At 73.2% G+C, this 24,239-nt stretch carries 21 protein-coding genes and 1 tRNA gene; 19 read left to right on the top strand and 3 right to left on the bottom strand.

The features are described from left to right. The 16 genes from ACH01S_RS03750 to ACH01S_RS03825 form a co-directional block, all read left to right on the top strand. Positions 1-459, top strand: a 459-nt coding sequence (locus tag ACH01S_RS03750) for a winged helix-turn-helix domain-containing protein (protein ID WP_067885365.1), incomplete at its 5' end; no start/stop codon positions are given. A 51-nt stretch (positions 460-510) separates the two neighbouring features. Continuing rightward, positions 511-945: a DUF2752 domain-containing protein gene (locus tag ACH01S_RS03755; RefSeq protein ID WP_246236762.1), complete on the top strand. Its 435-nt coding sequence runs from the start codon at positions 511-513 to the stop codon at positions 943-945. A 102-nt stretch (positions 946-1,047) separates the two neighbouring features. Next, on the top strand, positions 1,048-1,854 hold the full coding sequence (gene trpC, locus ACH01S_RS03760; RefSeq protein ID WP_067885369.1) for an indole-3-glycerol phosphate synthase TrpC: 807 nt from the start codon (positions 1,048-1,050) through the stop codon (positions 1,852-1,854). Positions 1,855-1,956: 102 nt separating this feature from the next. Next, on the top strand, positions 1,957-3,180 hold the full coding sequence (gene trpB / locus ACH01S_RS03765) for a tryptophan synthase subunit beta (protein ID WP_067885371.1): 1,224 nt from the start codon (positions 1,957-1,959) through the stop codon (positions 3,178-3,180). After that, complete coding sequence (trpA, locus tag ACH01S_RS03770) at positions 3,177-4,007, top strand: tryptophan synthase subunit alpha (protein WP_067885373.1); 831 nt, start codon at positions 3,177-3,179, stop codon at positions 4,005-4,007. The genes trpB and trpA overlap by 4 nt, the downstream gene beginning before the upstream one ends. Before the next feature lie 224 nt (positions 4,008-4,231). Beyond that, entirely contained in the window at positions 4,232-4,723 is a 492-nt protein-coding gene (locus ACH01S_RS03775; protein WP_083980286.1) for a vitamin K epoxide reductase family protein, read from the top strand. 57 nt (positions 4,724-4,780) lie between these two features. Beyond that, a complete protein-coding gene (locus tag ACH01S_RS03780) occupies positions 4,781-5,557 on the top strand; it encodes a DsbA family protein (RefSeq protein WP_067885377.1) in 777 nt (258 codons plus the stop codon). A 161-nt stretch (positions 5,558-5,718) separates the two neighbouring features. Then, positions 5,719-6,540 carry a DsbA family protein gene (locus ACH01S_RS03785; protein WP_067885379.1) on the top strand — a complete coding sequence of 274 codons (822 nt, stop codon included), beginning with the start codon at positions 5,719-5,721 and terminating at the stop codon, positions 6,538-6,540. A gap of 43 nt (positions 6,541-6,583) precedes the next feature. Further along, positions 6,584-7,741, top strand: a complete 1,158-nt coding sequence (gene lgt, locus ACH01S_RS03790) for a prolipoprotein diacylglyceryl transferase (RefSeq protein WP_083980288.1) — start codon at positions 6,584-6,586, stop codon at positions 7,739-7,741. A gap of 25 nt (positions 7,742-7,766) precedes the next feature. Beyond that, the gene (locus tag ACH01S_RS03795; protein WP_067885381.1) at positions 7,767-8,480 is read left to right on the top strand and encodes a VIT1/CCC1 transporter family protein; all 714 of its coding nucleotides are present in this window, start codon (positions 7,767-7,769) and stop codon (positions 8,478-8,480) included. An 82-nt stretch (positions 8,481-8,562) separates the two neighbouring features. Further along, on the top strand, positions 8,563-9,357 hold the full coding sequence (locus ACH01S_RS03800) for a hypothetical protein (protein ID WP_067885383.1): 795 nt from the start codon (positions 8,563-8,565) through the stop codon (positions 9,355-9,357). Positions 9,358-9,424: 67 nt separating this feature from the next. After that, positions 9,425-10,546, top strand: coding sequence for a hypothetical protein (locus tag ACH01S_RS03805; protein WP_148344441.1), 1,122 nt, complete (start codon positions 9,425-9,427; stop codon positions 10,544-10,546). A gap of 323 nt (positions 10,547-10,869) precedes the next feature. Next, on the top strand, positions 10,870-15,471 hold the full coding sequence (gene gltB, locus ACH01S_RS03810; RefSeq protein WP_083980290.1) for a glutamate synthase large subunit: 4,602 nt from the start codon (positions 10,870-10,872) through the stop codon (positions 15,469-15,471). Positions 15,472-15,489: 18 nt separating this feature from the next. After that, entirely contained in the window at positions 15,490-16,950 is a 1,461-nt protein-coding gene (locus tag ACH01S_RS03815) for a glutamate synthase subunit beta (protein WP_067885390.1), read from the top strand. A 199-nt stretch (positions 16,951-17,149) separates the two neighbouring features. After that, entirely contained in the window at positions 17,150-17,548 is a 399-nt protein-coding gene (locus ACH01S_RS03820) for a helix-turn-helix transcriptional regulator (RefSeq protein WP_067885392.1), read from the top strand. An 88-nt stretch (positions 17,549-17,636) separates the two neighbouring features. After that, positions 17,637-18,089 carry a VOC family protein gene (locus ACH01S_RS03825; protein ID WP_067885394.1) on the top strand — a complete coding sequence of 151 codons (453 nt, stop codon included), beginning with the start codon at positions 17,637-17,639 and terminating at the stop codon, positions 18,087-18,089. A gap of 6 nt (positions 18,090-18,095) precedes the next feature. Here ACH01S_RS03825 and ACH01S_RS03830 read toward each other — a convergent pair whose 3' ends face one another. Further along, positions 18,096-19,523 (bottom strand): pyridoxal phosphate-dependent decarboxylase family protein, encoded by a 1,428-nt coding sequence (locus tag ACH01S_RS03830; protein ID WP_067885397.1) that lies wholly within the window; start codon positions 19,521-19,523, stop codon positions 18,096-18,098. 374 nt (positions 19,524-19,897) lie between these two features. Further along, complete coding sequence (locus ACH01S_RS03835) at positions 19,898-20,587, bottom strand: helix-turn-helix domain-containing protein (RefSeq protein ID WP_067885399.1); 690 nt, start codon at positions 20,585-20,587, stop codon at positions 19,898-19,900. 67 nt (positions 20,588-20,654) lie between these two features. On the opposite strand from ACH01S_RS03835, the gene ACH01S_RS03840 reads away from it, so the two are divergent. Both ACH01S_RS03840 and pyk read left to right on the top strand, forming a co-directional pair. Continuing rightward, complete coding sequence (locus ACH01S_RS03840; RefSeq protein WP_067885400.1) at positions 20,655-21,212, top strand: type 1 glutamine amidotransferase domain-containing protein; 558 nt, start codon at positions 20,655-20,657, stop codon at positions 21,210-21,212. A gap of 160 nt (positions 21,213-21,372) precedes the next feature. Further along, positions 21,373-22,803: a pyruvate kinase gene (gene pyk, locus ACH01S_RS03845; protein WP_067885402.1), complete on the top strand. Its 1,431-nt coding sequence runs from the start codon at positions 21,373-21,375 to the stop codon at positions 22,801-22,803. 334 nt (positions 22,804-23,137) lie between these two features. Here pyk and ACH01S_RS03850 read toward each other — a convergent pair. After that, a tRNA-Leu gene (locus tag ACH01S_RS03850) sits at positions 23,138-23,210 on the bottom strand. Between the two features lie 95 nt (positions 23,211-23,305). Here ACH01S_RS03850 and ACH01S_RS03855 point away from each other — a divergent pair. Then, on the top strand, positions 23,306-23,926 hold the full coding sequence (locus tag ACH01S_RS03855) for an ANTAR domain-containing response regulator (protein ID WP_067885404.1): 621 nt from the start codon (positions 23,306-23,308) through the stop codon (positions 23,924-23,926). Positions 23,927-24,239: the final 313 nt, after the last annotated feature.

Below are 24,239 nucleotides of genomic sequence, written 5' to 3' on the forward strand. Positions count from 1 at the left end.
CGGGTCGCCGAGGCCGCCCGCCCCGCCCCCGTCATCGCGGTCACCGGGCCCCTCGACCCGCTCGTCGCCCGCGCGGTCGGCGACCGCCGGGTGGACCGGCCGTTCAGCCCCCGCGTCCTCGTCGGCGCCGTCGCCGACGCGCTCCGCCGCGGCGCCCCCGCCGAGGCGCCGGGCCCCCTGCGGGCGGGAGCCGTCGCCCTCGACCCCGGGGAGCGCACCGCCGTCATCGGGGACCGCCGCGTCACCCTCACCGTCACCGAGTTCGACCTCCTCGAATTCCTGATGGGCAACCCCGGCCGCGTCTTCACCCGCGAGCAGCTCCTCGACGCCGCCTGGGGGCCCGGCGCCGGGGCGGGCAGCCGCACCGTCGACGTCCACGTGGCCCAGCTCCGCGCCAAACTCGGCCAGGGCAACCCCATCAGGACGGTCCGCGGAGTGGGCTACGTGCTGGACGGCTAGTCCGCCCCCTTCGAGAGGCGGCCCCGTGGCGGGCGTTCTATGGTTGGGCGTGTGACCGAGGCATCCGTCGACTCGCGGAGGCGCGGGCTCGCCTGGCGGCGCCTGGCGGGGCCGGGGGCCGTGCTCGGCGGGGTCGTCGCGGGCGCGCTGGTGGTGGCGTTCCGGGACCCCAACGAGGCCGGGCACTATCCGACCTGCCCGTTCCTGCTCCTGACCGGCTACTACTGCCCCGGCTGCGGGATGATGCGGCTCGTCCACGCCCTCACGCACGGGGACGTCGGGACGGCGTTCGGCCTCAACCCGCTGCTGTTCGTCCTGCTGCCGGTGTTCGGCTACCTGTACGCGCGCTGGACGGTCCTGAGCGCGCGGGGGCTGGCGATGCGGTCCGCTCTTTTCAGGCCGGTGGTCGCGTATGCGTTCCTCGGCCTTCTCATCGTCTACTGGGTCGTCCGCAACCTGCCGTTCGGGCGGGCGCTGGCGCCCTGAGGCGCGTGAGGCGCCCCCGACGGGCCGCCCGGATGCGGGCGCCGTCCGAGGGGGCGGCTACGATCGGTGCACGGAACGACCTGAAATAGGGGGCCTGCGACCTTGAGCGTTTTGGACGAGATCGTGGAGGGCGTCCGGGCCGATCTCGCCGAAAGGCAGCGGGACGTCCCGCTCGGCGCCCTGAAGGAGAAGGCCGCGGCGGCCGCGGTCCCGCGCGACGCGCTCGCCGCGCTGCGCGGCCCCGGCGTCACCGTGATCGCCGAGGTCAAGCGGAGCAGCCCGTCCAAGGGCGCGCTCGCCGCCATCGCCGACCCCGCCGCGCTCGCCCGCGACTACGAGTCCGGCGGCGCGAAGGTGATCAGCGTGCTGACCGAGCGGCGCCGGTTCGGCGGCAGCCTGGACGACCTCGCCGCCGTCCGCGCCAACGTCGGCGTCTGCGTCCTGCGCAAGGACTTCATCGTCACCTCCTACCAGCTGTGGGAGGCGCGCGCGCACGGCGCCGACATGGCCCTGCTGATCGTCGCCGCCCTGGAGCAGGACGCGCTCGTCTCGCTGGTGGAGCGCGCCGAGTCGATCGGGCTCGTCCCGCTCGTCGAGGTCCACACCGAGGAGGAGGTCGCCCGCGCGGTCGAGGCCGGCGCCAAGGTCATCGGCGTGAACGCCCGCGACCTGCGGACGCTGAAGGTCGACCGCGGGGTGTTCGCCCGGGTCGCGCCGCTCATCCCGAAGAACGTCGTGAAGATCGCCGAGTCCGGCGTGCGGGGGCCGCACGACCTGCTCGCCTACGCCTCCAACGGCGCCGACGCCGTGCTGGTCGGCGAGAGCCTCGTGATCGGCCGCGACCCGCGGTCCGCCGTCGCCGACCTCGTGGCCGCCGGAGCCCACCCGGCGCTGCGGCAGAGCGGCTAGGGTTCAGGCATGCAGGTCGAGCCGCTCCGGGAGCGATGGCGGGGCTGATCCGTACCCCGAGACCCGATCAGCCGCTTCTCGCATGACAGGACGCGTTAACCCATGACCATCGACACCGCGCGCGGTGCGCTGCCCGACGCCACGGGCCACTTCGGATCGTTCGGCGGGCGGTTCGCCCCCGAGGCGCTGATGGCGGCCCTGGACGAGCTGACCCGCGAGTTCGAGACCGCCAAGAACGACCCCGCCTTCACCGGGGAACTGAACGACCTCCTTGCGAGCTACGCGGGCCGTCCCAGCCTGCTGACGGAGGCCAAGCGGTTCTCCGCGCACGCGGGCGCCCGCGTGCTGCTCAAGCGCGAGGACCTCAACCACACCGGCTCGCACAAGATCAACAACGTGCTGGGCCAGGCGCTGCTCACCCGCCGGATGGGCAAGTCCCGGGTGATCGCCGAGACGGGCGCGGGCCAGCACGGCGTCGCCACCGCCACGGCCGCCGCCCTGCTCGGCCTCGACTGCGTCGTCTACATGGGCGAGGTCGACACCGAGCGGCAGGCGCTGAACGTCGCGCGGATGCGGATGCTCGGCGCCGAGGTGGTCCCGGTGAAGAACGGCAGCCGCACCCTCAAGGACGCCTGCAACGAGGCGTTCCGCGACTGGGTCGCCACCGTCGACGACACCCACTACTGCATCGGGTCCACGATGGGCCCGCACCCGTTCCCGATGATGGTCCGCGACTTCCAGCGGATCATCGGGGTCGAGGCCAGGCGGCAGTGCCTGGAGCTCACCGGGTCCCTGCCGGACGCCGTCATCGCCTGCGTCGGCGGCGGCTCCAACGCGATCGGCGCGTTCCACGCCTTCGTCCCGGACGAATCCGTCAGGCTGTACGGGTTCGAGGCGGGCGGCGACGGCGTCGGCACCGGGCGGCACGCCGCGACGCTGGTCGGCGGCACCCTCGGCGTCATCCACGGCATGCGCACCTACCTGCTGCAGGACGACGACGGCCAGACCCTGGAGACCCACTCGATCTCCGCCGGGCTGGACTATCCCGGCGTCGGCCCCGAGCACTCCTGGCTGCGCGACTCCGGCCGCGCCGAGTACCGCGCGATCACCGACGCCGAGGCGATGGACGCCTTCTCCCTGCTCTGCCGCACCGAGGGGATCATCCCGGCCATCGAGTCCGCGCACGCGCTGGCCGGCGCGCTCAAGGTCGGCCCCGAGCTCGGCCCGGACGCCACGCTCGTGGTGTGCCTGTCCGGACGCGGCGACAAGGACATGCACACGGCCGCCGGATTCTTCGGCCTGATGCCCGAGGGAGACGGCGAATGACCGCCCAGACCGCCCGCACCGCCCAGACCGCCTACGACAGGGCCAAGGCGGAGGGGCGGGCCGCGCTCGTCGGCTACCTGCCCGCCGGGTTCCCCACCCGCGAGGGCTCGATCGACGCGCTGAAGACGATGGTCGACGCGGGCTGCGACGTCATCGAGATCGGCCTGCCCTACACCGACCCGATGATGGACGGCCCCGTCATCCAGGACGCCGTCCACCAGGCGCTGGTCGGCGGCGCCCGCGTCGCCGACGTGTTCCGGACGGTCGAGGCCGTCGCCGCCACCGGCGTCCCCACCCTCGTCATGACCTACTGGAACCCGGTCGACCACTACGGCGTCGACCGGTTCGCCCGCGACCTCGCCTCCGCCGGGGGCGCCGGGCTGATCACGCCCGACCTCACGCCGGAGGAGGGCGGCGCGTGGCTCGCGGCGTCCGACGAGCACGGCCTCGACCGGGTGTTCCTCGTCGCGCTCAGCTCCACCGACGAGCGGATCGAGAAGATCACCGGGGCGTCCCGCGGGTTCGTCTACGCGGCGTCCCTGATGGGCGTGACCGGCGCCCGCTCCGCCGTCGACACCGGCGCGCCCCGGCTGGTGGAGCGCACCCGCGCGTTCATCGAGAAGCGCGGGACGCCGCTGCCGGTCGGGCTCGGGCTCGGCGTCGGCACCGGCGCGCAGGCCGCCGAGGTCGCTGGGTTCGCCGACGGCGTGATCGTCGGGTCGGCGTTCGTCCGGCGGCTGCTGGAGGCGCCCGACCTCGCGGCCGGGCTGACCGGGCTCCGCGCGCTCACGGAGGAGCTGGCCGCGGGCGTCCGCGGCGGTCACTGACCGTCACACGCGCCGACCGCTGCGGAGGCGCCCGCTCACCGCGGGGACGTCGCCGCTGATCACATCCGCGGCCGTCCGGCGGCGGGGTCCGACCCGCCGCCGGACGTGCCGGGAGGCGCCCGGGAACTCCCGGACGGTGCCTCCGAGTTGATGCTTGTGGTATCGCCCGTCTCCCGTAAGGTGTGTTCGCCGGGTGTGGCGGTCCTGGAAGGATCACGATCACGATGACGCAAGAGATGACGGCGAAGGACCGGGCCAAGACGGTCGCTCCGCCGCTGCCCCCCGCCTGGTTCCAGGCGGTGGCCTGGATCCTGACGATCGCCGGGTTCGGGATATCGGTCTATCTGACGATCACGCACTACGACGACAGCGCGCTGGTGTGCTCGGCGTCCAAGACCGTCGACTGCCACGCGGTCACGACGAGCGAGTACTCCACGCTGCTCGGCATCCCCATGCCCCTGCTGGGGCTGGCGTTCTTCGTGGCGTTCGCCGCGCTGATCACGCCGTGGGCGCTGCGCTCGACGTGGCCGCCGCTCCGCTGGGGACGGGTCGCGAGCGTCTCGGTGGGCGTGCTGTTCGTCGTCTACCTCGTGACCGTGGAGTTCGCCATCCTGCACAAGGTCTGCCTCTGGTGCAGCGGGGTCCACGTGGTGACCGTCCTGCTGTTCCTGCTCGTCTTGATCGACGAATTCCGGCGGATCGGTCAAGTCGACTAGTCTCGCCGTGACCGCGCCGCACGGTGGCGGCGCGGCCCCCACGCAATAGGAGAACCAATGAGCAAGGCCGCACGAGAGCGTTCCGCGAGAGAGCGCCTGGCCGCCGACCGGAAGAAGCAGGCGGCGCGTGCGAAGCAGCGGCGGCTGCTCGCCATCGTCCTCGGATCGGTGGTGGCGGTGGCGGTGATCGTGGTCGGGGCCGTCCTGATCGTCGATCACCAGAGCAAGAACGGCAAGGCCCAGGTCCACCAGGGCGCGCTCGCCCCGCTCAGCCGCCAGGCCGACGGCTCCATCGTGATGGCGCAGAACGGGGTGACCAAGCCCGAGCTGGAGATCTTCGAGGACTTCCAGTGCCCGATCTGCAAGCAGTTCGAGCAGAGCAGCGGCAAGACCGTCCTCGAACTGGCGCAGCAGGGCAAGGTCAAGGTCGTCTACCGGCCGTTCCACCTGTTCGGCCAGCAGAAGGACCCGGTGAAGATCAACTCGCTGCGCTCGGCCGAGGCGGCGCTGTGCGTGCCCGCCGACAAGTGGATCTCCTACCACGACGCGCTCTTCAAGTTCCAGCCGACCGAGGGCGAGAAGGGCTTCTCGCCCGACGACCTCGTCAAGTGGGGCAAGGACATCGGCGTCACCGACCCGAACTTCGAGAAGTGCGTCCGGGACGGGCAGAAGAAGTCCACGGTCGACTCGATGACCAAGTACGCCCTGCAGGACCGCGGCGTCGACGGCACGCCCACCGTGTTCCTGGACGGCAAGAAGCTCGACCAGGCGCAGTTCATGAACCCGGGCGCGCTGCGCGCGACCATCGACGCCGCCAAGGCCGCCGGGAAGTGATCGCCCCGCTGAGCTGAGCCTTCGCGGGCGACCCGCCCGCCGCCGCGCCGCGCCGTCCCGCCCGGGACGGCGCGGCGCGGCGCTTTTCCCCGGCTCGGGCGACCCGTCCCCGCTACGCTCGTGGACGCACGCAATCACATACCGTGCCGATCGGGGGATCGATGAGCGAGCAGGACAGGGGCCCGCGGCGGCCCGCGGGCGGGCGGCCGCGCACCGAGGCCGGGGAGCGGCGGCGGCGCCTGCTGGTGGTCGTCCTCGGCGGGATCGCCGCGGCGGCGGTCGCGATCGCCGGGATCGTCGTGGCCGTCGCCCGCCACGACGGGGACGGCGCGCTGGAGAGCAGCTACGACGGCCCGCTGGCGCCGACCGCGCGGGAGCAGTACGGCGCGGTCGCGATGGGGCGGCCCGGCGTCACGACGCCCGTCCTCGACCTGTACGAGGACTTCCAGTGCCCCGCCTGCCGGGCGCTGGAGCGGCGGATCGGCGGGACGCTGAAGCAGCTCGCCGCCGAGGGCAGGGCCAGGGTCGTCTACCGGCCGTTCCAGCTCTTCCAGCAGGAGCCGCTGATGTCGAACTCGCGGCGGGCCGCGAACGCCGCCGCCTGCTTCCCGGTCGGCGCGTGGGTGCGGTACCACGACAAGCTGTACGGGGAGCAGCCGCCGGAGGGCGACGTCGGCTTCCGCAACCAGGACCTGATCGACTGGGGGGCGCGGCTCGGCGCCACCGGCCCCGAGTTCGCCGACTGCGTCAACCGCTCGCAGCAGATCGACCAGGTGGAGAAGGCGAGCGCGCAGGCCGGGCGGGCGGGCGTCGACGCGACGCCGTTCCTCGCGCTGAACGGCAGGCGGGTCGACGACGACGTCCTCGGCTCGCCGGACGAGCTGCGCAAGGCCGTCGCGGCGGCGGGCGGCGGGGAGCACCGCGCGCCCGGCCGCGCCCGCGCCACCGGCGTCGCGACCGGCCGCCACCAGGCGCGCCCGTAGAGATCGCCGCGCACCGCGCCGGGTAGGGGTACCCTCATCGGTCATGCAGCCGCTGGCATACATCCCGAGTCCCTCACAGGGCGTCTGGCACCTCGGGCCCATCCCGATCCGCGCCTACGCCGTCATGATCATCCTTGGCATCGTCGTCGCGGTCTGGCTGGGCGAGCGGCGCTGGGCCGCGCGGGGCGGCACGCCGGGCGTGGTCATCGACGTCGCCGTGTGGGCCGTGCCGTTCGGCCTCGTCGGCGGGCGCCTCTACCACGTCCTCACCGACTACCAGCGCTACTTCGGCGCCGACGGGGACCCGGTGCGGGCGCTGGAGATCTGGCGGGGCGGCCTCGGCGTCTGGGGCGCGATCGCGCTCGGCGCGGTCGGCGCGGTCATCGGCTGCCGCCGGCGCGGGATCTCCACGCTGGCGCTCGCCGACGCGGTCGCGCCGGGGATCGTCCTCGCGCAGGGCATCGGCCGCTGGGGCAACTACTGGAACCAGGAGCTGTACGGGCGCCCGCTCGACGCGTTCTGGGCCATCAAGATCGATGAGAACCACCGCCCGGTGCTGGACGGCGGGCCCGCCCTCGACCCGAAGTACGCCGACGTCGCGACCTACCACCCGACGTTCCTGTACGAGTTCCTGTGGTGCCTCGGCGTCGCCGCCCTGGTGATCTGGGCCGAGCGCCGCTACAGGCTGACGCACGGCCGCGTGTTCGCGCTGTACGTCGCCGCCTACACGGTCGGGCGCGGCTGGATCGAGGCGCTGCGCATCGACGAGGCCCACCACGTCCTCGGCCTGCGGCTCAACGACTGGACGTCGCTCATCCTGCTGCTCGGCGCGATCGGCTACATCTACTGGGCGCGCGACAGGAACGAGCCGCTGAACGTCGTCACCGCGACGGCGGAGGGCGCCTCCGACGGCCCGTCCGGGGACGTCCCCGCCGGTGCCGAGCCGGACGCGTCCGGCGAGCCCGAGGACGCGGTCGACATCACGAAGGACCCGGAGCCCAAGAGCGAAGACGAGGACGAGGGCGGCGACGAGGCTCGGGACGAGGTCGCGGCCGACCGGCCCGCCGAGGACGCCGCCCCCGCGACCGAGGACCCCGTCACCGAGGACCCCGCCGACGAGGCCGCCGCCGCGTCCGGCGAGGATGAGGGCGAGGCGGCCGAGGAGCCGAAGAAGGCCGAGCCCGTCAAGGACGGGAAGTAGGCCCGAGAGCACCGGTGCGGAGGAGATGAGCGGCGGGAGGACGGGCACGCGGCCGGAGCGCCACCACCAGCACCGCGACGTCACCGGCGGCTGGCTGCGTCCGGCGGTGTTCGGCGCGATGGACGGACTGGTCTCCAACTTCGCGCTGATCGCGGGCATCGCGGGCGGGCAGGCGTCGGCGAAGGTCGTCCTGCTGGCGGGGCTCGCGGGCCTCGCCGCCGGGGCGTTCTCGATGGCGGCGGGGGAGTACATCTCGGTCGCGTCCCAGTCGGAGCTGGCGGAGGCGGAGATCGAGGTCGAGCGGCGCGAGCTCGCCCGGCATCCGGCGGCCGAGGAGCGGGAGCTCGCCGGGGTCTTCGAGTCGCGCGGCGTCGACCCGGAGACGGCGGCGGAGGTCGCGCGGCAGCTCTCCCGCGACCCGGACGAGGCGCTGCAGGTCCACACGCGGGAGGAGCTCGGCGTGACGCCGGGCGACCTGCCGTCCCCGCTGCTCGCGGCGGGCTCGTCGTTCCTGTCGTTCGCGGTCGGGGCGCTGCTGCCGGTGCTGCCGTACCTGCTCGGCGCGTCCAGCCTGTGGCCCGCGGCGGGGATCGCCGGGCTCGGCCTGTTCGTGGCGGGCGCCCTGGTGTCGAAGGTGACGACCCGGGCCTGGTGGTTCGGCGGGACGCGGCAGCTCCTGTTCGGCGGCGCCGCCGCGGCGATCACCTACGGCGTGGGCGCCCTCATCGGAACCGGCTGAACCCCGGGCCGGGGGCCTGGGGAAACTGGATGAAACGCCCTTTTGGCCACGCGGCGGCACCCGGGCCGCTAAGCTCCGGGACGTGATCGAGGCTCGTGACACAGGCTCCCCCGAAGCCGGGCCGGACAGCCGCGGAAAGGACTTCTGGCCGGACGAGAAGCCCGGCCGCCGCCGCCCCGCCCCGAAGCTCCTGTACGGCGCGGCCGCCGCGCTGGTCGTGGTGATCGCCGCCGTGGCGGCCGCGGTCGTGCTGACCGGCGGCGGTGACGACGAGGCCGCCCCCCGGAAGGTGGTGCCGGTCGCCTACACGCCGGACTACAACGGCGAGGGGTTCAAGGCGATCGCGAACCGGACCGCGGACGCCCGCGCGATCACCGAGGGCGAGGCGTTCGCCGCGAAGGACCTGAGGTCCGGCGCGTACGTCTTCAAGCTCGCCGCCTCCGACCTGGCGTCGGACTGCAAGACCGCGACGTGGGGCGCCCGCCTGCAGGGCGACCTCGCGAAGCTGGGCTGCACGCAGGTCGTCCGGACCGCGTATGTGAGCGCCGACAAGAAGTACACGGGCCTGTTCATCGTGATCAACATGGCGAGCGAGGAGGGCGTCAAGCAGGTCCTGCGCGACCTCGACCCGCAGACCGACGCGGGCTGGGTCCTGCCGCTGAAGATGCCGGACGTCCCCGCGTTCGGGGCCGGGTTCAGCGCCGCCTACGCCAAGACCTACGGCCACTACGCGGTGATCACGGCGGTGGAGCGGACCGGCGGGAAGCGCCCCGACTCGCTGAACGAGATGATCGACGTCAGCCTCGTCATCGAGAACGCGGCCGACTTCCTGTACGGGCGGATGGACCTCGCCTCCACCGGAAGGCCGGGACAGTGACCAGCGCGGCAGTGATGAGGGGGCGCGCGGGCGTGTCACCTCTCCCCGGGCAGTAGTCTCCCCGGTCGTGGACCCCGATGAACCCCGCCGCGGCGGCGGCCCCCGGCGGACGCCGCCGGTGAGCCGCACGGGCCGCGGCCGCCCCGCCGCCCGCCGGACGGCCGGAGGCGGCCCGCGCCGGACCGGCGCGTCCCGCCGCCCGGCGCCGCGTCCCGCCCGTCCCGTCCCGCCACCGCGCCCGCCGTACGAGGACGAGGCGCGGTACACCGAACCGCGGTACGGCGAGCGGTACGGCGAAACGCCCTACGGCGCGCACGGCGAGGAACCGCCGCACGACGACGCCGTGGCGGCCGCTCCGCCGCGCGGCTCCGGCGGGAGGCCGAAGGGGCGCAAGCGGCGCGGCGCGAAACCGGCCGCCGCGCGTCGCCCGTCCGGGACGGGCGGCAAGGGCGGGTTCGGGCCGAGGCTGTACTTCGGCGCGGCGGCGGCGCTGGCCGCGCTCGTGCTGCTCGGCCTGGCCGCCGTCACGGTCCTGGACGGCGGCGGCGGCGCCGACGCCCGCGACACCGCCGCCGCGAAGATCGGGAAGCCCGCAGGGAACGGCCTGTCGCCCGACTCCTACTCCAGCTCGCCGTCGTCCGCCGCGTACGCGGGCATCGTGTCGCGCGGCGCCGATCCGAAGCCGCTGACGATCGAGGAGGCGTTCCCGGCCTCGGCCGCGACGCTGTCGGTCCCGGACGGCGACGTCGAGGTGAAGCTGCGCGCCAAGCGGCTGGACGCCGACTGCGCCGCCGCCGCGTGGGGCGCGACCGTCGTCGAGACGCTCGGCAAGGGCGGCTGCACGCAGGCGGCGCGCGGCGTCTACGCGGGCCCGAAGGGCGGCTACGGGCTGGCCGTCGCGGTGTTCAACCTGGCCGGGTCGGCGGACGCGGACCGGTTCGTCGAGACGCTGGAGCACACGATCGGCGCGGGGTTCGTCCGCCCGCTGGAGGCGCCCGCGCCGCTGGACGGGTTCGGGCGCGGCTTCGGCATGGCCCGCGGGCTCGCCATGGGCCACTTCGCCGTGGTCACGTGGGCGCAGCGGCTGGACGGCACGGGCGACGAGAAGGACACGACGCTGCTGTCCCTGCTGATCGAGGGGGGCAAGGCCCCGGCGGTGCTCGGCCGCGCCGCCCGCACCGCTCAGTAGCACCGCTCGGTAGCACCGCTCGGTAGCACCCCGCCCCGCCGGGCGTAAGGTTTCCGGCAAGTAACGTAAAGCGGGCCATAAACCTCGTGTCCCGGTGATGATTTTCACCGAGGTCAGGGCACTTCCTCCCGTGATCGGACGGCTAGCCTGGTCTAAACCATTGTGAGATGACCCGGGTTCATCTGTGCGCAGAAGTTTCGCGATCCGGTCAGGTCGGGCATGTTCTCGGCAGTGATGTAATGTCATCTCACCGCAGCAGGGCCAACGTCGTCCCGAGCCTGCACTGACACAGAAGCAGTGACACGACGACGACGGGAGGGTTGATGGCTGCTGCTGCCCTCACACCTGCTGCCCGCACTCCAGGCGCCCACGCTCCAGGCGCCCCGGCGGTGGACCGCGCGCGCCCCCAGGGCCTCTACGACCCCGCGAACGAGCACGACGCCTGCGGTGTCGGCATGGTCGCCGACATGCGCGGGCGCAAGAGCCACGACATCGTGCAGAAGGCCCTGACGGTCCTGAAGAACCTCGACCACCGCGGGGCGGTCGGCGCCGAGCCGGACGACGGCGACGGCGTCGGCATCCTCGTCCAGATCCCGGACGCCTTCTTCCGCGAGGTCTGCGACTTCGCGCTCCCCGACCCCGGCGCGTACGCGGCGGGCATCGCGTTCCTGCCGCGCGACGGCGACGAGCGCGCCGCCGTGACCGCGCGCGTCGCGGCGCTCTGCGCGGACGAGGGCCTCACCGTCCTCGGCTGGCGCGAGCTGCCGCACGACCCCGATTTCACCGGCCCCGCCGCGCGCCGCGTCATGCCGCACTTCGCGCAGCTGTTCGTCGCGCCGGCGGCGGGCGGCCCGCACGACGGCAAGACCGGACTGGAACTGGACCGTGCCGTGTTCTGCATGCGCGAGCGCGCCGAGCAGGACGTCGCCGTCTACTTCCCGAGCCTGTCCAGCCGGACGATCGTCTACAAGGGGATGCTGACGACCCCGCAGCTGGAGCCGTTCTTCCCCGACCTGTCCGACCGGCGGTTCAGCAGCGCGATCGCGCTCGTCCACTCGCGGTTCTCGACCAACACGTTCCCGGCCTGGGAGCTCGCCCACCCGTACCGGTTCATCGCGCACAACGGCGAGATCAACACCGTGAAGGGCAACCGGAACTGGATGCGGGCCCGCGAGGCGCTGCTGAAGTCCGACCTGATCCCGGGCGACCTGTCCCGGATCTACCCGGTGATCGACATCGAGGCCAGCGACACCGCCTCGTTCGACGAGTGCCTGGAGCTGCTGCACCTCGGCGGCCGGTCGCTGCCGCACGCCGTGCTGATGATGATCCCGGAGGCGTGGGAGAACCACGCCGAGATGGACGCCGAGCGCCGCGCGTTCTACGAGTTCCACTCCACGCTCATGGAGGCGTGGGACGGCCCCGCGAGCGTCAGCTTCACCGACGGGACCGTCGTCGGCGCCGTCCTCGACCGGAACGGGCTGCGCCCCGGCCGGTACTGGGTGACCGCCGACGGCCTGGTCGTGCTCGCCAGCGAGGCGGGCGTGCTCGACATCCCGGCGGCGGAGGTCGTCCGGAAGGGGCGGCTGCAGCCGGGCAAGATCTTCCTGGTGGACACGGCCGCCGGGCGGATCGTCGAGGACGACGAGGTCAAGGCCGAGCTGGCCGCCGAGCACCCGTACCGGGAGTGGCTGCACGAGGGCCTCGTCCGGTTCGAGGAGCTGCCGAACCGCGAGCGGGAGATCCCGACCCACGAGACGCTGGTCCGGCGGCAGCAGACGTTCGGGTACACGCTCGAAGAGCAGCGGATCATCCTGTCGCCGATGGCGAGGACGGGCGCGGAGCCGATCGGGTCGATGGGCACCGACACCCCGATCGCGATCCTGTCGGAGCGGCCGCGGCTGCTGTTCGACTACTTCAAGCAACTGTTCGCGCAGGTCACGAACCCGCCGCTGGACGCGATCCGCGAGGAGCTCGTCACCTCGCTGCAGTCCACGCTCGGACCCGAGGGCAACCTCCTGGAGCCGGGCCCCGACTCGTGCCGCCGTCTCGTGCTGCCCACCCCGATCCTGGACAACGACGAGCTCTCCAAGATCATCCACATCGACGACGAGGGGTCGCTGCCGCACCTGCACGCGCACGTCGTCCACGGCCTGTACGAGGTCGCGGGCGGGGGAGCGGCGCTGGAGGCGCGGCTCGCGGAGATCAACGCCGAGGTGAGCCGGGCCATCGACGGCGGCGCGCGGATCATCGTCCTGTCCGACCGGGGCGCGGACGCGGCGCGGGCCGCGATCCCGTCGCTGCTGCTGACCGGGTCCGTGCACCACCACCTGATCCGGGAGAAGACCCGGACGCGGGTCGGGCTCGTGATCGAGACCGGCGAGGCCCGCGAGTGCCACCACATGGCGCTGCTCATCGGGTACGGCGCGTCCGCGATCAACCCCTACCTCGCGATCGAGACCGTCGAGGACCTCGTCCGCGGCGGCGTGATCGAGGGCGTGGACGCGCCGGCGGCCGTGCGCAACCTCGTCAAGGCGTACGGCAAGGGCGTCCTGAAGATCATGTCGAAGATGGGCGTGTCGACGGTCGCGTCCTACACCGGCGCGCAGATCTTCGAGGCGATCGGCCTCGGCGCGGAGGTCGTGGACCGCTGCTTCACCGGCACCACGTCCCGGCTCGGCGGCGTCGGCTTCGACGTGCTGGCCCGCGAGGTCGCCGGCCGGCACGCGCACGCCTACCCGCCCGGCGGCAACGACCTCGCCCACCGGACCCTCCAGGTCGGGGGCGAGTACCAGTGGCGCCGCGAGGGCGAGCCGCACCTGTTCGACCCGGAGACGGTGTTCAAGCTCCAGCACGCCACCCGCACCCGCCGCTACGAGATCTTCAAGGAGTACACGGCGCGGGTCGACTCGCAGGCCGAGCGGCTGATGACGCTGCGCGGGCTGTTCCGGCTCCGCGAGGGCGAGCGGGAGCCCGTCCCGATCGACGAGGTCGAGCCGGTGTCGGAGATCGTCAAGCGGTTCTCCACCGGCGCGATGTCCTACGGCTCCATCTCCGCCGAGGCGCACGAGACCCTCGCGATCGCGATGAACCGGCTCGGCGGCAAGTCCAACACCGGCGAGGGCGGCGAGGACCCGATCCGCTTCGCCCCGGACCCGAACGGCGACCTGCGGCGCAGCGCGATCAAGCAGGTGGCGTCCGGGCGGTTCGGCGTGACGTCGGAGTACCTCACGAACTCCGACGACATCCAGATCAAGATGGCGCAGGGCGCGAAGCCCGGCGAGGGCGGCCAGCTGCCCGGCCACAAGGTGTACCCGTGGATCGCCAAGACCCGCCACTCCACGCCCGGCGTCGGCCTCATCTCGCCGCCGCCGCACCACGACATCTACTCGATCGAGGACCTCGCGCAGCTCATCCACGACCTGAAGAACGCGAACCCGGCGGCGCGCGTGCACGTCAAGCTCGTCGCCGAGGTCGGCGTCGGGACGGTCGCGGCCGGGGTGTCCAAGGCGCACGCCGACGTCGTGCTGATCTCCGGCCACGACGGCGGGACCGGCGCGTCCCCGCTGACGTCGCTGAAGCACGCGGGCGCGCCGTGGGAGCTGGGGCTCGCCGAGACGCAGCAGACGCTGCTGCTCAACGGGCTGCGGGACCGGATCGTCGTGCAGACCGACGGGCAGATGAAGACCGGCCGGGACGTCGTCGTCGCCGCGCTGCTCGGCGCGGAGGAGTACGGCTTCGCGACCGCGCCGCTCGTCGTGTCGGGCTGCGTGATGATGCGGGTCTGCCACCTCGACACCTGCCCGGTCGGCGTCGCCACGCAGAACCCGGTGCTGCGGCAGCGGTTCGCCGGGAAGCCCGAGTTCGTCGTGAACTTCTTCGAGTTCGTCGCCGAGGAGGTCCGCGAGCACCTCGCGGCCCTCGGGTTCCGGTCGCTGGACGAGGCGATCGGCCACGTCGAGATGATCGACGCGCGGCGGGCCGTCGAGCACTGGAAGGCCGCCGGGCTCGACCTCGCGCCGGTCCTGCACCGGCCGGACGTCCCGGACGGCGCGGCGCTGCGCCGCACCACCGTCCAGGACCACGGGCTGGAGAAGGCCCTCGACAACACGCTCATCCAGCTCTGCGAGGGCGCGATCGCCTACGGCGACGCGGTCACGCTGGAGCTGCCGATCCGCAACGTCAACCGGACGGTCGGCACCATGCTCGGCCACGAGATCACGAAGCGGCACGGCGGGAACGGCCTGCCGGACGACACCATCGACGTGACCTTCACCGGCTCGGCCGGGAACTCGTTCGGCGCGTTCGTCCCCCGCGGGATCACGCTGCGGCTGGTCGGCGACGCCAACGACTACGTCGGCAAGGGCCTGTCCGGCGGGCGGCTGACGCTGCGTCCCCCGGCCGACGCCGGGTTCGCCGCCGAGGAGCAGATCATCGGCGGCAACGTGATCCTGTACGGGGCCACGTCCGGCGAGCTGTTCGCGCGGGGCGTCGTGGGCGAGCGGTTCTGCGTCCGCAACTCCGGCGCGACCGCCGTCGTGGAGGGCGTCGGCGACCACGCATGCGAGTACATGACCGGCGGCCGCGCCGTCATCCTCGGCCGGACCGGGCGCAACCTCGCGGCCGGGATGTCCGGCGGCATCGCCTACGTCCTGGACCTCGTGCCCGAGCGGGTCAACGGCGAGATGGTGGACCTGGAGCCGCTCGACGACACCGACCTGGACTTCGTCCGGACGCTCGTCGGCCGGCACCTCGCCGAGACCGGCTCGGCGGTCGCCCGCCGCCTGCTGGACGACTGGGACGCCGCCGCGGCCCGCTTCACCAAGATCATGCCGCGGGACTACCGGCGCGTCCTCGACGCCATGGCGCGGGCCGAGGCCGAGGGACGCGACGTCGACGAGGCCGTCATGGCCGCCGCGCAGAGCTGAGAGGGGGGCTTCCCGAACATGGCCGACCCGAAGGGTTTCCTCACCGTCCGGCGCGAGCTCCCGAAGCGCCGCCCGGTCGACGTCCGCATCCGGAGCTGGTCCGAGGTCTACGAGGACTTCGGCGGCGACCGGCTGGAGAGGCAGGCGAGCCGCTGCATGGACTGCGGCATCCCGTTCTGCCACCAGGGCTGCCCGCTCGGCAACCTCATCCCCGAGTGGAACGACCTCGTCTACCGGCACGACTGGCGGGAGGCGATCGAGCGGCTGCACGCCACGAACAACTTCCCGGAGTTCACCGGGAGGCTGTGCCCCGCCCCGTGCGAGAGCGCCTGCGTCCTCGGCATCAACCAGGACCCGGTGACCATCAAGCGGGTCGAGGTCGAGATCATCGACCGGGCGTTCGCGGAGGGCTGGGTGGTACCGCGCCCGCCCGCCGTGAAGACCGGCAAGAAGGTCGCGATCGTCGGCTCGGGGCCCGCGGGCCTCGCCGCCGCGCAGCAGCTCACCCGCGCCGGGCACGACGTCACCGTCTACGAGCGCGCCGACCGCGTCGGCGGCCTGCTCCGCTACGGCATCCCCGAGTTCAAGATGGAGAAGCGGCACCTCGACCGGCGCCTCGACCAGATGCGCGCCGAGGGCACCGTCTTCCGGACCTCGGTGGACGTCGGCGTGGACGTCACCGCCGACGAGCTGCGCGCCGGGCACGACGCCGTCGTCCTCGCGGGCGGCGCCACCGTGTGGCGCGACCTGCCCGTCCCCGGACGCGAGCTCAAGGGCGTCTACCAGGCGATGGAGTACCTGCCGCCGTCCAACCGGGTGCGGGAGGGCGACTTCGAGGAGTCGCCGATCTCGGCGAAGGGCAAGCACGTCGTCGTCATCGGCGGCGGCGACACCGGCGCCGACTGCATCGGCACGGCGATCCGGCAGGGCGCCGCGTCCGTCACCCAGCTGGAGATCATGCCGCGGCCGCCGGAGTCGCGCCCGGACGCCCAGCCGTGGCCGACCTACCCGATGCTGTTCAAGATGGAGAGCGCCCACGAGGAGCTCGCCGACCTCGGCGGCGACCGCGTCTACGCCGTCTCCACCACGGAGTTCGTCGGGGACGCCGACGGCAACGTCCGGGCCCTGCGGCTCGTGGAGGTCGGCGGGCCCGAGACCCGGTTCCAGCCGGTCGAGGGCACCGAGCGGGAGATCCCCGCCGAGCTCGTCACCCTCGCGATGGGCTTCCTCGGCCCGCAGCGCGAGGGGCTGCTCGACCAGCTCGGCGTGGACCTCGACCAGCGCGGCAACGTGTCCCGCGACCGCGACTACCGGACGTCCGTGGACGGCGTGTTCGCCGCGGGCGACATGGGCCGCGGCCAGTCCCTGATCGTCTGGGCCATCGCCGAGGGCCGCGCCGCCGCCCACGGCGTCGACGCCTACCTCAACGGCCGGACGAACCTGCCGTATCCAATCCCCCCCACCGCGCGGCCCCTTTAACCCAGGGGGGCGACCCCCTGGAACCCCCGTTGGTCGCGAGGGGCCGTTTCCCGAGTCGCGTTCGCTCTCGGGAAACGGCCCCTCGCTCCTCGGGCCGTGCGGCCGGAGGGCGTGGCCGCCCTCCGGCCGCACGACCCGTGACCCCGGGCTGAGGCCCTGGTCGGTTCTCTTGTCGTCGTCGTGTGTCAGCATCGGGGGGATGGACACCGAGGTTTTGCGGCGGATGCGGGTGGCGCGGGACGCCATGGACCGCGACTGGGGCGAGCCCTTGGACGTGGCCGCCGTCGCCGCTCGTGCGGGCTACTCGCCGTACCACTTCGTCCGGCTCTTCGGCGAGGTGTACGGGGAGACGCCCGGACGGTACCTCGCGCGGCGGCGCATCGAGCGCGCCCAGGACCTGCTGCGCACCGCGAACCTCACCGTCACCGAGATCTGCGTGCTGGTCGGCTTCACGAGCCTCGGCACGTTCTGCACGCGGTTCAAGCGGCAGGTCGGCATGACGCCCACCGAGTTCCGCAGGCGGGCCCGCACCGGTGGCGCGTCCGCCGTCCCGGGCTGCTTCGTGCTGCTCTGGGCGGGCGGCTTCAACAAGGAGTGAGCGCTTCGCAATTATCGAGAAGCGCGCAGGTCGGGGGGCCTTCTAGCGTGGCACTCGATCCGACGACGTCCGCCTGGGAGGCGCTGAAATGATCACGAGACTGGGGCTGGCCACCGTGTGGGTCCTCGACCAGGACTCCGCCATCGAGTTCTTCACCGGGAAGCTCGGCCTGGAGCTGCGCGACGACATGACGTTCGGCGAGGGCGGCATGCGCTGGGTCACCGTCGGCGCGAAGGACCAGCCGGACCTGAGCCTCGCGCTCATGGTGCCCGGCCCGCCGACCATGGACCCCGAGTCCGCGGAGCGGATGCGGGCGCTCATCGCGAAGGGCGTCCTCGGCGCCGGGGCGTTCAACACCGACGACTGCCAGGCCGAGTACGAGCGGCTGTCCGCGGCGGGCGTCGAGTTCGTCCAGAAGCCGGAGAAGCGGCCCTACGGCGTCGAGGCCCTGTTCCGCGACGACTCGGGCTGCTGGTACAGCCTTACGCAGCCGTTCGCCGAGCTGGACGAGAGCCTCGGCTGGGACCACTGCGCGACCTGACCGCCCTCACCCGCGGACGGCGGGGGCCAGTTCGCGCAGGACGTCCACGAGGAGTTCCACGTCGGCCTTCGTCGTCCGCCAGTTCACCAGGGCGGGACGGAACACCGTCATGCCCCGGTACGTGCTGGTGCCCGCGAACACGCGGCCGTCGGCGATCAGCGCCTCGCCCAGGCGCGCGTTCAGATCGTTGAGACGGCTCTCCGACACGCCCTCCGGGCGGTACCGGAAGCACACGATGCACAGCTGGACCGGCGCGAGCAGCTCCAGGTCGGGGGACGCCTCGACCAGCTCGCCCAGATGCCGGGCGACGTCGAGGTGCCGCTCGACCATCTCGCGGTAGCCGTCCCGCCCGTAGGCGCGGAGCGTCGCCCAGATCGGCAGCGCCCGCGCCCGCCGGGACGACTCCGGGCCCAGCATGTTGTAGTTGATCCGCTCGTCGTCCTCGTCCGGCAGGTACGCCGCGCCCCACGCGCCGAAGGAGCGGCTCAGCAGCGACCGGTCGCGGACGAACGAGAACCCGCTCTCGTACGGGACGTTCAGCCACTTGTGCCCGTCCGCCGTCACCGAATCGGCACGTTCCACGCCGCGCGCCAGGTGCTCGGTGCGCGGCGACAGCGCGGCGAACATCCCGAACGCGCCGTCGACGTGCAGCCAGGCGCCGTGCCGCTCGGCCAGGTCGGCGAGGTCGGCGATCGGGTCGGAGTCGCCGGTGTTCACGTCGCCGAGGTTCGCCACGATCACCGCGCGGCCGTCGACGCGGGCCAGGGCGGCGTCCATCGCGTCGAGGTCGACGCGGCCCGCGTCGTCCCGCGCGAACGTGCGGAGCGTGTCGCGCCCGCAGCCGAGGATCTGCAGCGCCTTGCGGGTGCTGACGTGCACCAGCCCGCTGCTGAACACCGGCATCTGCGGCAGCCCCGCGAGGCCGCGGGACGTCACGTCCACGCCGTAGCCGTCCGCCCACCGGTACCGGGCGCAGGCGAGGCCCGTGACGTGCGCGAGCGTCGCGCTCGGCGTGAGCACGCCGCCGAACCCGGCGGGCAGCCCGAACAGCTCCTTCAGCCAGCGCAGCGCGACCGTCTCCGCGCGGGCCGCGAACGGCGACAGCACCCACAGGCCCGCGCCCTGGTCGAGCAGGGACGTCGTCCAGTCGCCCGCCATCGCCGCGGGCGTCGACCCGCCCACCACGAAATGGAAGCAGCGCGGCCCGGACGAGTGCGTCGCCGCCGCCGTCCCGACCCGCAGCAGCCGCTCCACCGCGGCGACGGACCCGTCGCCCTCGGCGGGGAGGGGGCCGTCCAGCTCGTCGAGCAGGGCGTCCCGCGCCGGATCGTGGACGGGACGCTCCGCCAGCCCGCCGAGATACGGCTCCGCCGCCCCCGCCACCAGCGCGAGCGGGTCGCCCGCGACGTCACGTTCGTCCAGTGGATCACTCATGCCGGACAGCAGATCACAAACGCGGTCCGTCCGGAAACGGCCGTTCGGGCCGGGGCGGACGAACCGATCGTCGCCGGGCGTCCCCGACCGCGTACCACTTGTGGACTCGCGGCCCGTCGGCTACCGTCCCGCCAGGGTCCGCGACACGGCCGCGGGACGGCCCGAGCCCCGTCCGAGCCGCGGCGGACCGCCCGCTCCCGCACCCCGCACGCGGGACATCGAGGGCCCGGCCACTCACCGCTGGGGTGGTCGGGCCCACCGCGTTCTCCCGGCCGGCCCCGTATCGCGGGCGTCCGTTTCCCACCGGCCGGAAGCGGCCGTCCTGGCGTGGCGGCGTGAGGGTCCCGCGCGGCGAGGCAGGCCGGGGCCCTCGTCTAGGCGGCGAGCAGGGTCCGGACGGGCTCGCCCGCGAGGTCGCGCACCTCGTGCGCGAAGTGCGCCTGGTCGGCGTAGCCCGCCGCGAACGCCGCGTCCGCGAGCCGCTCGCCCGCCCGCGCCAGCGCCAGCGCCCGCTGGAAGCGCAGCACCCGCTGGAGCGTCTTCGGCCCGTACCCGAACGCCGCCAGCGAGCGCCGCCGGAGCTGCCGCTCGCTGATGCCGACGCCGTCGGCCACGTCCCGGACCGACCCTCCGGCGAGCCCGGCCAGCACCGCAGGGACGATCGGGTCCGCCGGGCGCATCCGCGCGGAGACGGCGGCGACGAGCGCGCCGAGCGGGTCGCCGGCCGCCGCGACCGCGTCGGCCAGCCGGTCGGCCTCGCCGCCCCACAGCTCGCGCAGCGGGATCCGGGCGTCCCGGATCGCGTCGGCCGGGACGCCGAGCACGGGCGGAGCCGCCCCCGGCCCGAACCGCACCGCCGCGACCGCGTCGCCCGGCCGCACGACCGCCGGGGCCGGGCCGGTGTCCGGGCCCGCCACGAGGATCCCGGACGCGGACCACATGACGTCCACGCAGCCGTCCGGGACGACGCGCTGGGTGAACGGCTCCGCGTCCGGCGGGAGGGCCGCCGTCCAAGCGCAGGCCAGCCCCGGCGCCGGGAGCTCGCGGTATCCGGTGGGATTCACGCTTCCTGCATACCACCCGCGCTCCCGGGCAGGGCAATCGGTAAGCCATCGCCACAAGGAGGGCAATATGCCGAACAACGATCTTCAAGGCCGGACCATCGCCTTCCTCTGCGCCCCGGAGGGCACCGAGCAGGTCGAGCTGACCGAGCCCTGGCAGGCGGTCGAGCGGGCCGGGGGCACGCCGCGGCTCGTGTCCACCGAGTCCGGACGGCTCCAGGCGTTCGACCACCTCGACAAGGCCGACACCTTCCCCGTCGACACCACCGTCGAGGTCTCGGACCACACCGAGTTCGACGGCCTCCTCCTCCCCGGCGGCGTCGCCAACCCCGACTTCCTGCGCACGCAGCCGAAGGCCGTCGCGTTCGCCAGGTCGTTCTTCGACGCGGGCAAGCCGGTCGCGGTCATCTGCCACGGCCCGTGGACGCTGATCGAGGCGGACGTCGTCCGCGGCCGGACCCTCACGTCCTGGCCGAGCCTCCAGACCGATCTGCGCAACGCGGGTGCGAACTGGGTGGACGAGGAGGTACACATCTGCGACGAGGGGCCGAACGTCCTCGTCAGCAGCCGCAGGCCGGACGACCTCAAGGCGTTCTCGCAGGCGGCGGTCGACGCGTTCAAGCCCTGACCGGGCGCCGCCGCGGCGGGGCCCGGGGGAGCCCGGCGGGTTCGACGGGACGGCGGCCGGATGTGGTCTAGACCTCTGAGCTAGACCAATCGGTGAACCGGGGACGACCATATCCTGCACGAATATCGGTACCGGCGGGTAACTAAGTACCGTTGGTGCCGTGACGCGTCGAGCCAAGATTGTCAGCACCATCGGTCCCGCCTGCTCCAGCGCCGAGCAGATCACCGCTCTCGTCGAGGCGGGCATCGACGTCGCCCGGCTCAACATGAGCCACGGCGACCACGCCGTCCACGAGGAGGTCTACCACCGGGTCCGGGCCGCCGCCGAGGCGACCGGGCGCGGCGTCGGCGTCCTCGCCGACCTGCAGGGCCCGAAGATCCGCATCGGCCGCTTCCCGGACGGCCCGGTCCGGCTCACGCTCGGCGACGAGTTCACCGTCACGACCGAGGACGTCCCCGGCACCCGCCGCGAGGTGTCCACCACCTACCAGGGGCTGCCCGGCGACGTCGGCCCCGGCGACACGATCCTCATCGACGACGGCCGCGTCGCCCTCAAGGTCACCTCCGTCGAGGGCCCCCGGGTGCACACCACGGTGACCGTCGGCGGCATGGTGTCCGACAACAAGGGGCTGAACCTCCCCGGCGTGCCGGTCAGCGTCCCCGCCCTCACCGAGAAGGACGAGCGCGACCTGCGCTGGGCCCTGCGGCTCGGCGTCGACCTCGTCGCGCTGTCGTTCGTCCGCACCCCGGCCGACGCCGACATCTGCTACCAGATCATGGAGGAGGAGGGCGTCCGCGTCCCCCTCATCGGCAAGATCGAGAAGCCGCAGGCGGTGGAGCGGCTGCCCGAGATCGTCGCCGCCTTCGACGGGATCATGGTCGCCCGCGGCGACCTCGGCGTCGAGCTGCCGCTCGAACAGGTCCCGATCGTGCAGAAGCGCGCGATCGAGCTGTGCCGCGAGAAGGCCCGGCCGGTGATCGTCGCGACCCAGATGCTGGAGTCGATGATCTCCTCGCCGCGGCCCACCCGAGCCGAGACCTCCGACGTCGCGAACGCCGTGTTCGAGGGCGCCGACGCCGTGATGCTCTCCGGCGAGACGAGCGTCGGGCAGTACCCGATCGAGTCCGTCCTGACGATGAGCCGCATCGTGCAGACCGCCGAGCAGGCCTCGCTGCAGGCCACCCACACGCTGCAGCGGATGCCGGAGACGGTCGGCGGCGCCATCGCCCGGGCCGCCGCCGAGGTCGGCGCGATCGTCGGCGCGGAGGCCCTCGCGGCGTTCACGATGTCCGGCGAGACGGCGCGGCGGCTGTCGCGCTACCGGTCGCCGATCCCGCTGCTGGCGTTCACCTCGGTGCCCGCCGTCCGGGGGCGGCTCGCGCACGTGTGGGGGGTGGAGACGTTCGTCGTCCCGCACGCCGACCACACCGACGCCATGTTCGGGCAGGTCGAGCAGGCGCTCCTCGAACTCGGCCGCTGCCAGAAGGGCGACAAGGTCGTCGTCGTGGCGGGCTCGCCGCCCGGCACGCCCGGCTCGACCAACGCGCTGCGCGTCCACGCCATCGGCGACGCGATCGGCATCCAGCACTGACCGGCACCGACCAAGGGCGGCTCTGACGCCGCCGGTCCCGGGCCGGGCACCGCGCGACCGCACCCCGCGCGGTGCCCGGCCCCTTTACCGGCCTCACGGGCCTTCCCGGTCTTCCCCGGTCTCCTCCGGCCTTTCCCGCCGCCGTCCGGTGAAGATTGCGCACCGCGCAGGGATCACCGGCCGGTCTCAATTCCCTTTCGCTCCGGAAAAGCGACCCGTGCCGATCCGCTTGAGCGGACTCACGAACGGGGTGCGGCGGGCCGGACGTCCGGGACCACGGACGCGTCCGGGGGACGGGTGAGCCGGGCCGCGAAGCGGCGGACGCGAAGAAAAGTGCCCCGAGTGGGATTCGAACCCACACTTGATGGTGTTTGAGACCATTTCCTCTGCCGTTGGGATATCGGGGCTCAGGTCCGGATAAACCGGACATCTGGGTGGCGTCGGCCGTGTGGCGCCGTGGCAGGGGCGGCTCGGGACCAGGGTAGCGGGTTTCGATAGGCTCGTGCGCGTGGAGAGCGCTCGGCGAGTTGTCATCGCGGAAGACGAGGCCCTGATCCGGCTCGACCTGAAGGAGATGCTTCAGGAGGACGGCTACGACGTCGTCGGCGAGGCGGGGGACGGCGAGACGGCCGTGCGGCTCGCCGCCGAGCGGCGTCCCGACCTCGTGATCCTCGACGTCAAGATGCCCGTCCTGGACGGGATCTCCGCGGCCGAGCGGATCTCCGCCGACCGGATCGCCCCGGTGGTGATCCTCACCGCGTTCTCGCAGCGCGAGCTCGTCCAGCGGGCGACGGACGCGGGCGCGATGGCCTACCTCGTCAAGCCGTTCTCCAAGGCCGACCTCGCGCCCGCCATCGAGATGGCCGTCAGCCGGTACACCGAGCTGCGCGCGCTGGAGGCCGAGGTCGCGGGCCTCCAGGAGCGGCTGGAGACGCGCAAGGTCGTCGACCGCGCGAAGGGGCTGCTGCAGCAGGCGCACGGGTGGTCGGAGCCGGAGGCGTTCCGCTGGATCCAGAAGACGTCCATGGACCGCCGGCTCACGATGCGGGCGGTCGCGGAGGCGGTCGTCGCGGGCGCGACCGGGGGCTCCTCCCCGGGGCGGGACGAGCCCGCCGCGGGCTGACCGCGGGTTGACTCCCTATCGCTGTCATCAGGCCCGTTGTCAAGGCCCATTCCCGACATCCCGGACCGGGCCGGATTGCTCACTGTGCGTAATCATGCCTGGCAACGCCGGGAATGACATGAGCACGGGGGAGTAACGAACGAGTAACCCTTCTATCCGGGGGGCCTGCTCTGAGGCGGGTCAACGGTGTACGACATAGCTGATCCCCGAGTGACCGATTTCTCCATCCGAGGGCGTCGGCGTCGGGGCATGACTCGTACCCGATCCTCTCCCGGATCCGGATGGAAAGGTTGGGCACCTTGCGGCGCAACAA

This window comes from Actinomadura chibensis NBRC 106107 (assembly GCF_001552135.1).
In the GTDB taxonomy this organism is placed as follows: Bacteria; Actinomycetota; Actinomycetes; order Streptosporangiales; family Streptosporangiaceae; genus Spirillospora; species Spirillospora chibensis.

Bases quoted from the DNA above. Each gene is read 5' to 3' on its own strand.
- trpB (WP_067885371.1), top strand. From the start codon at position 1,957: ATGACCATCGACACCGCGCGCGGTGCGCTGCCCGACGCCACGGGCCAC.
- trpA (WP_067885373.1), top strand. From the start codon at position 3,177: ATGACCGCCCAGACCGCCCGCACCGCCCAGACCGCCTACGACAGGGCC.
- ACH01S_RS03775 (WP_083980286.1), top strand. From the start codon at position 4,232: ATGACGCAAGAGATGACGGCGAAGGACCGGGCCAAGACGGTCGCTCCG.
- ACH01S_RS03780 (WP_067885377.1), top strand. From the start codon at position 4,781: ATGAGCAAGGCCGCACGAGAGCGTTCCGCGAGAGAGCGCCTGGCCGCC.
- ACH01S_RS03785 (WP_067885379.1), top strand. From the start codon at position 5,719: ATGAGCGAGCAGGACAGGGGCCCGCGGCGGCCCGCGGGCGGGCGGCCG.
- lgt (WP_083980288.1), top strand. From the start codon at position 6,584: ATGCAGCCGCTGGCATACATCCCGAGTCCCTCACAGGGCGTCTGGCAC.
- ACH01S_RS03795 (WP_067885381.1), top strand. From the start codon at position 7,767: ATGAGCGGCGGGAGGACGGGCACGCGGCCGGAGCGCCACCACCAGCAC.
- gltB (WP_083980290.1), top strand. From the start codon at position 10,870: ATGGCTGCTGCTGCCCTCACACCTGCTGCCCGCACTCCAGGCGCCCAC.
- ACH01S_RS03815 (WP_067885390.1), top strand. From the start codon at position 15,490: ATGGCCGACCCGAAGGGTTTCCTCACCGTCCGGCGCGAGCTCCCGAAG.
- ACH01S_RS03820 (WP_067885392.1), top strand. From the start codon at position 17,150: ATGGACACCGAGGTTTTGCGGCGGATGCGGGTGGCGCGGGACGCCATG.
- ACH01S_RS03825 (WP_067885394.1), top strand. From the start codon at position 17,637: ATGATCACGAGACTGGGGCTGGCCACCGTGTGGGTCCTCGACCAGGAC.
- ACH01S_RS03830 (WP_067885397.1), bottom strand. From the start codon at position 19,523: ATGAGTGATCCACTGGACGAACGTGACGTCGCGGGCGACCCGCTCGCG.
- ACH01S_RS03840 (WP_067885400.1), top strand. From the start codon at position 20,655: ATGCCGAACAACGATCTTCAAGGCCGGACCATCGCCTTCCTCTGCGCC.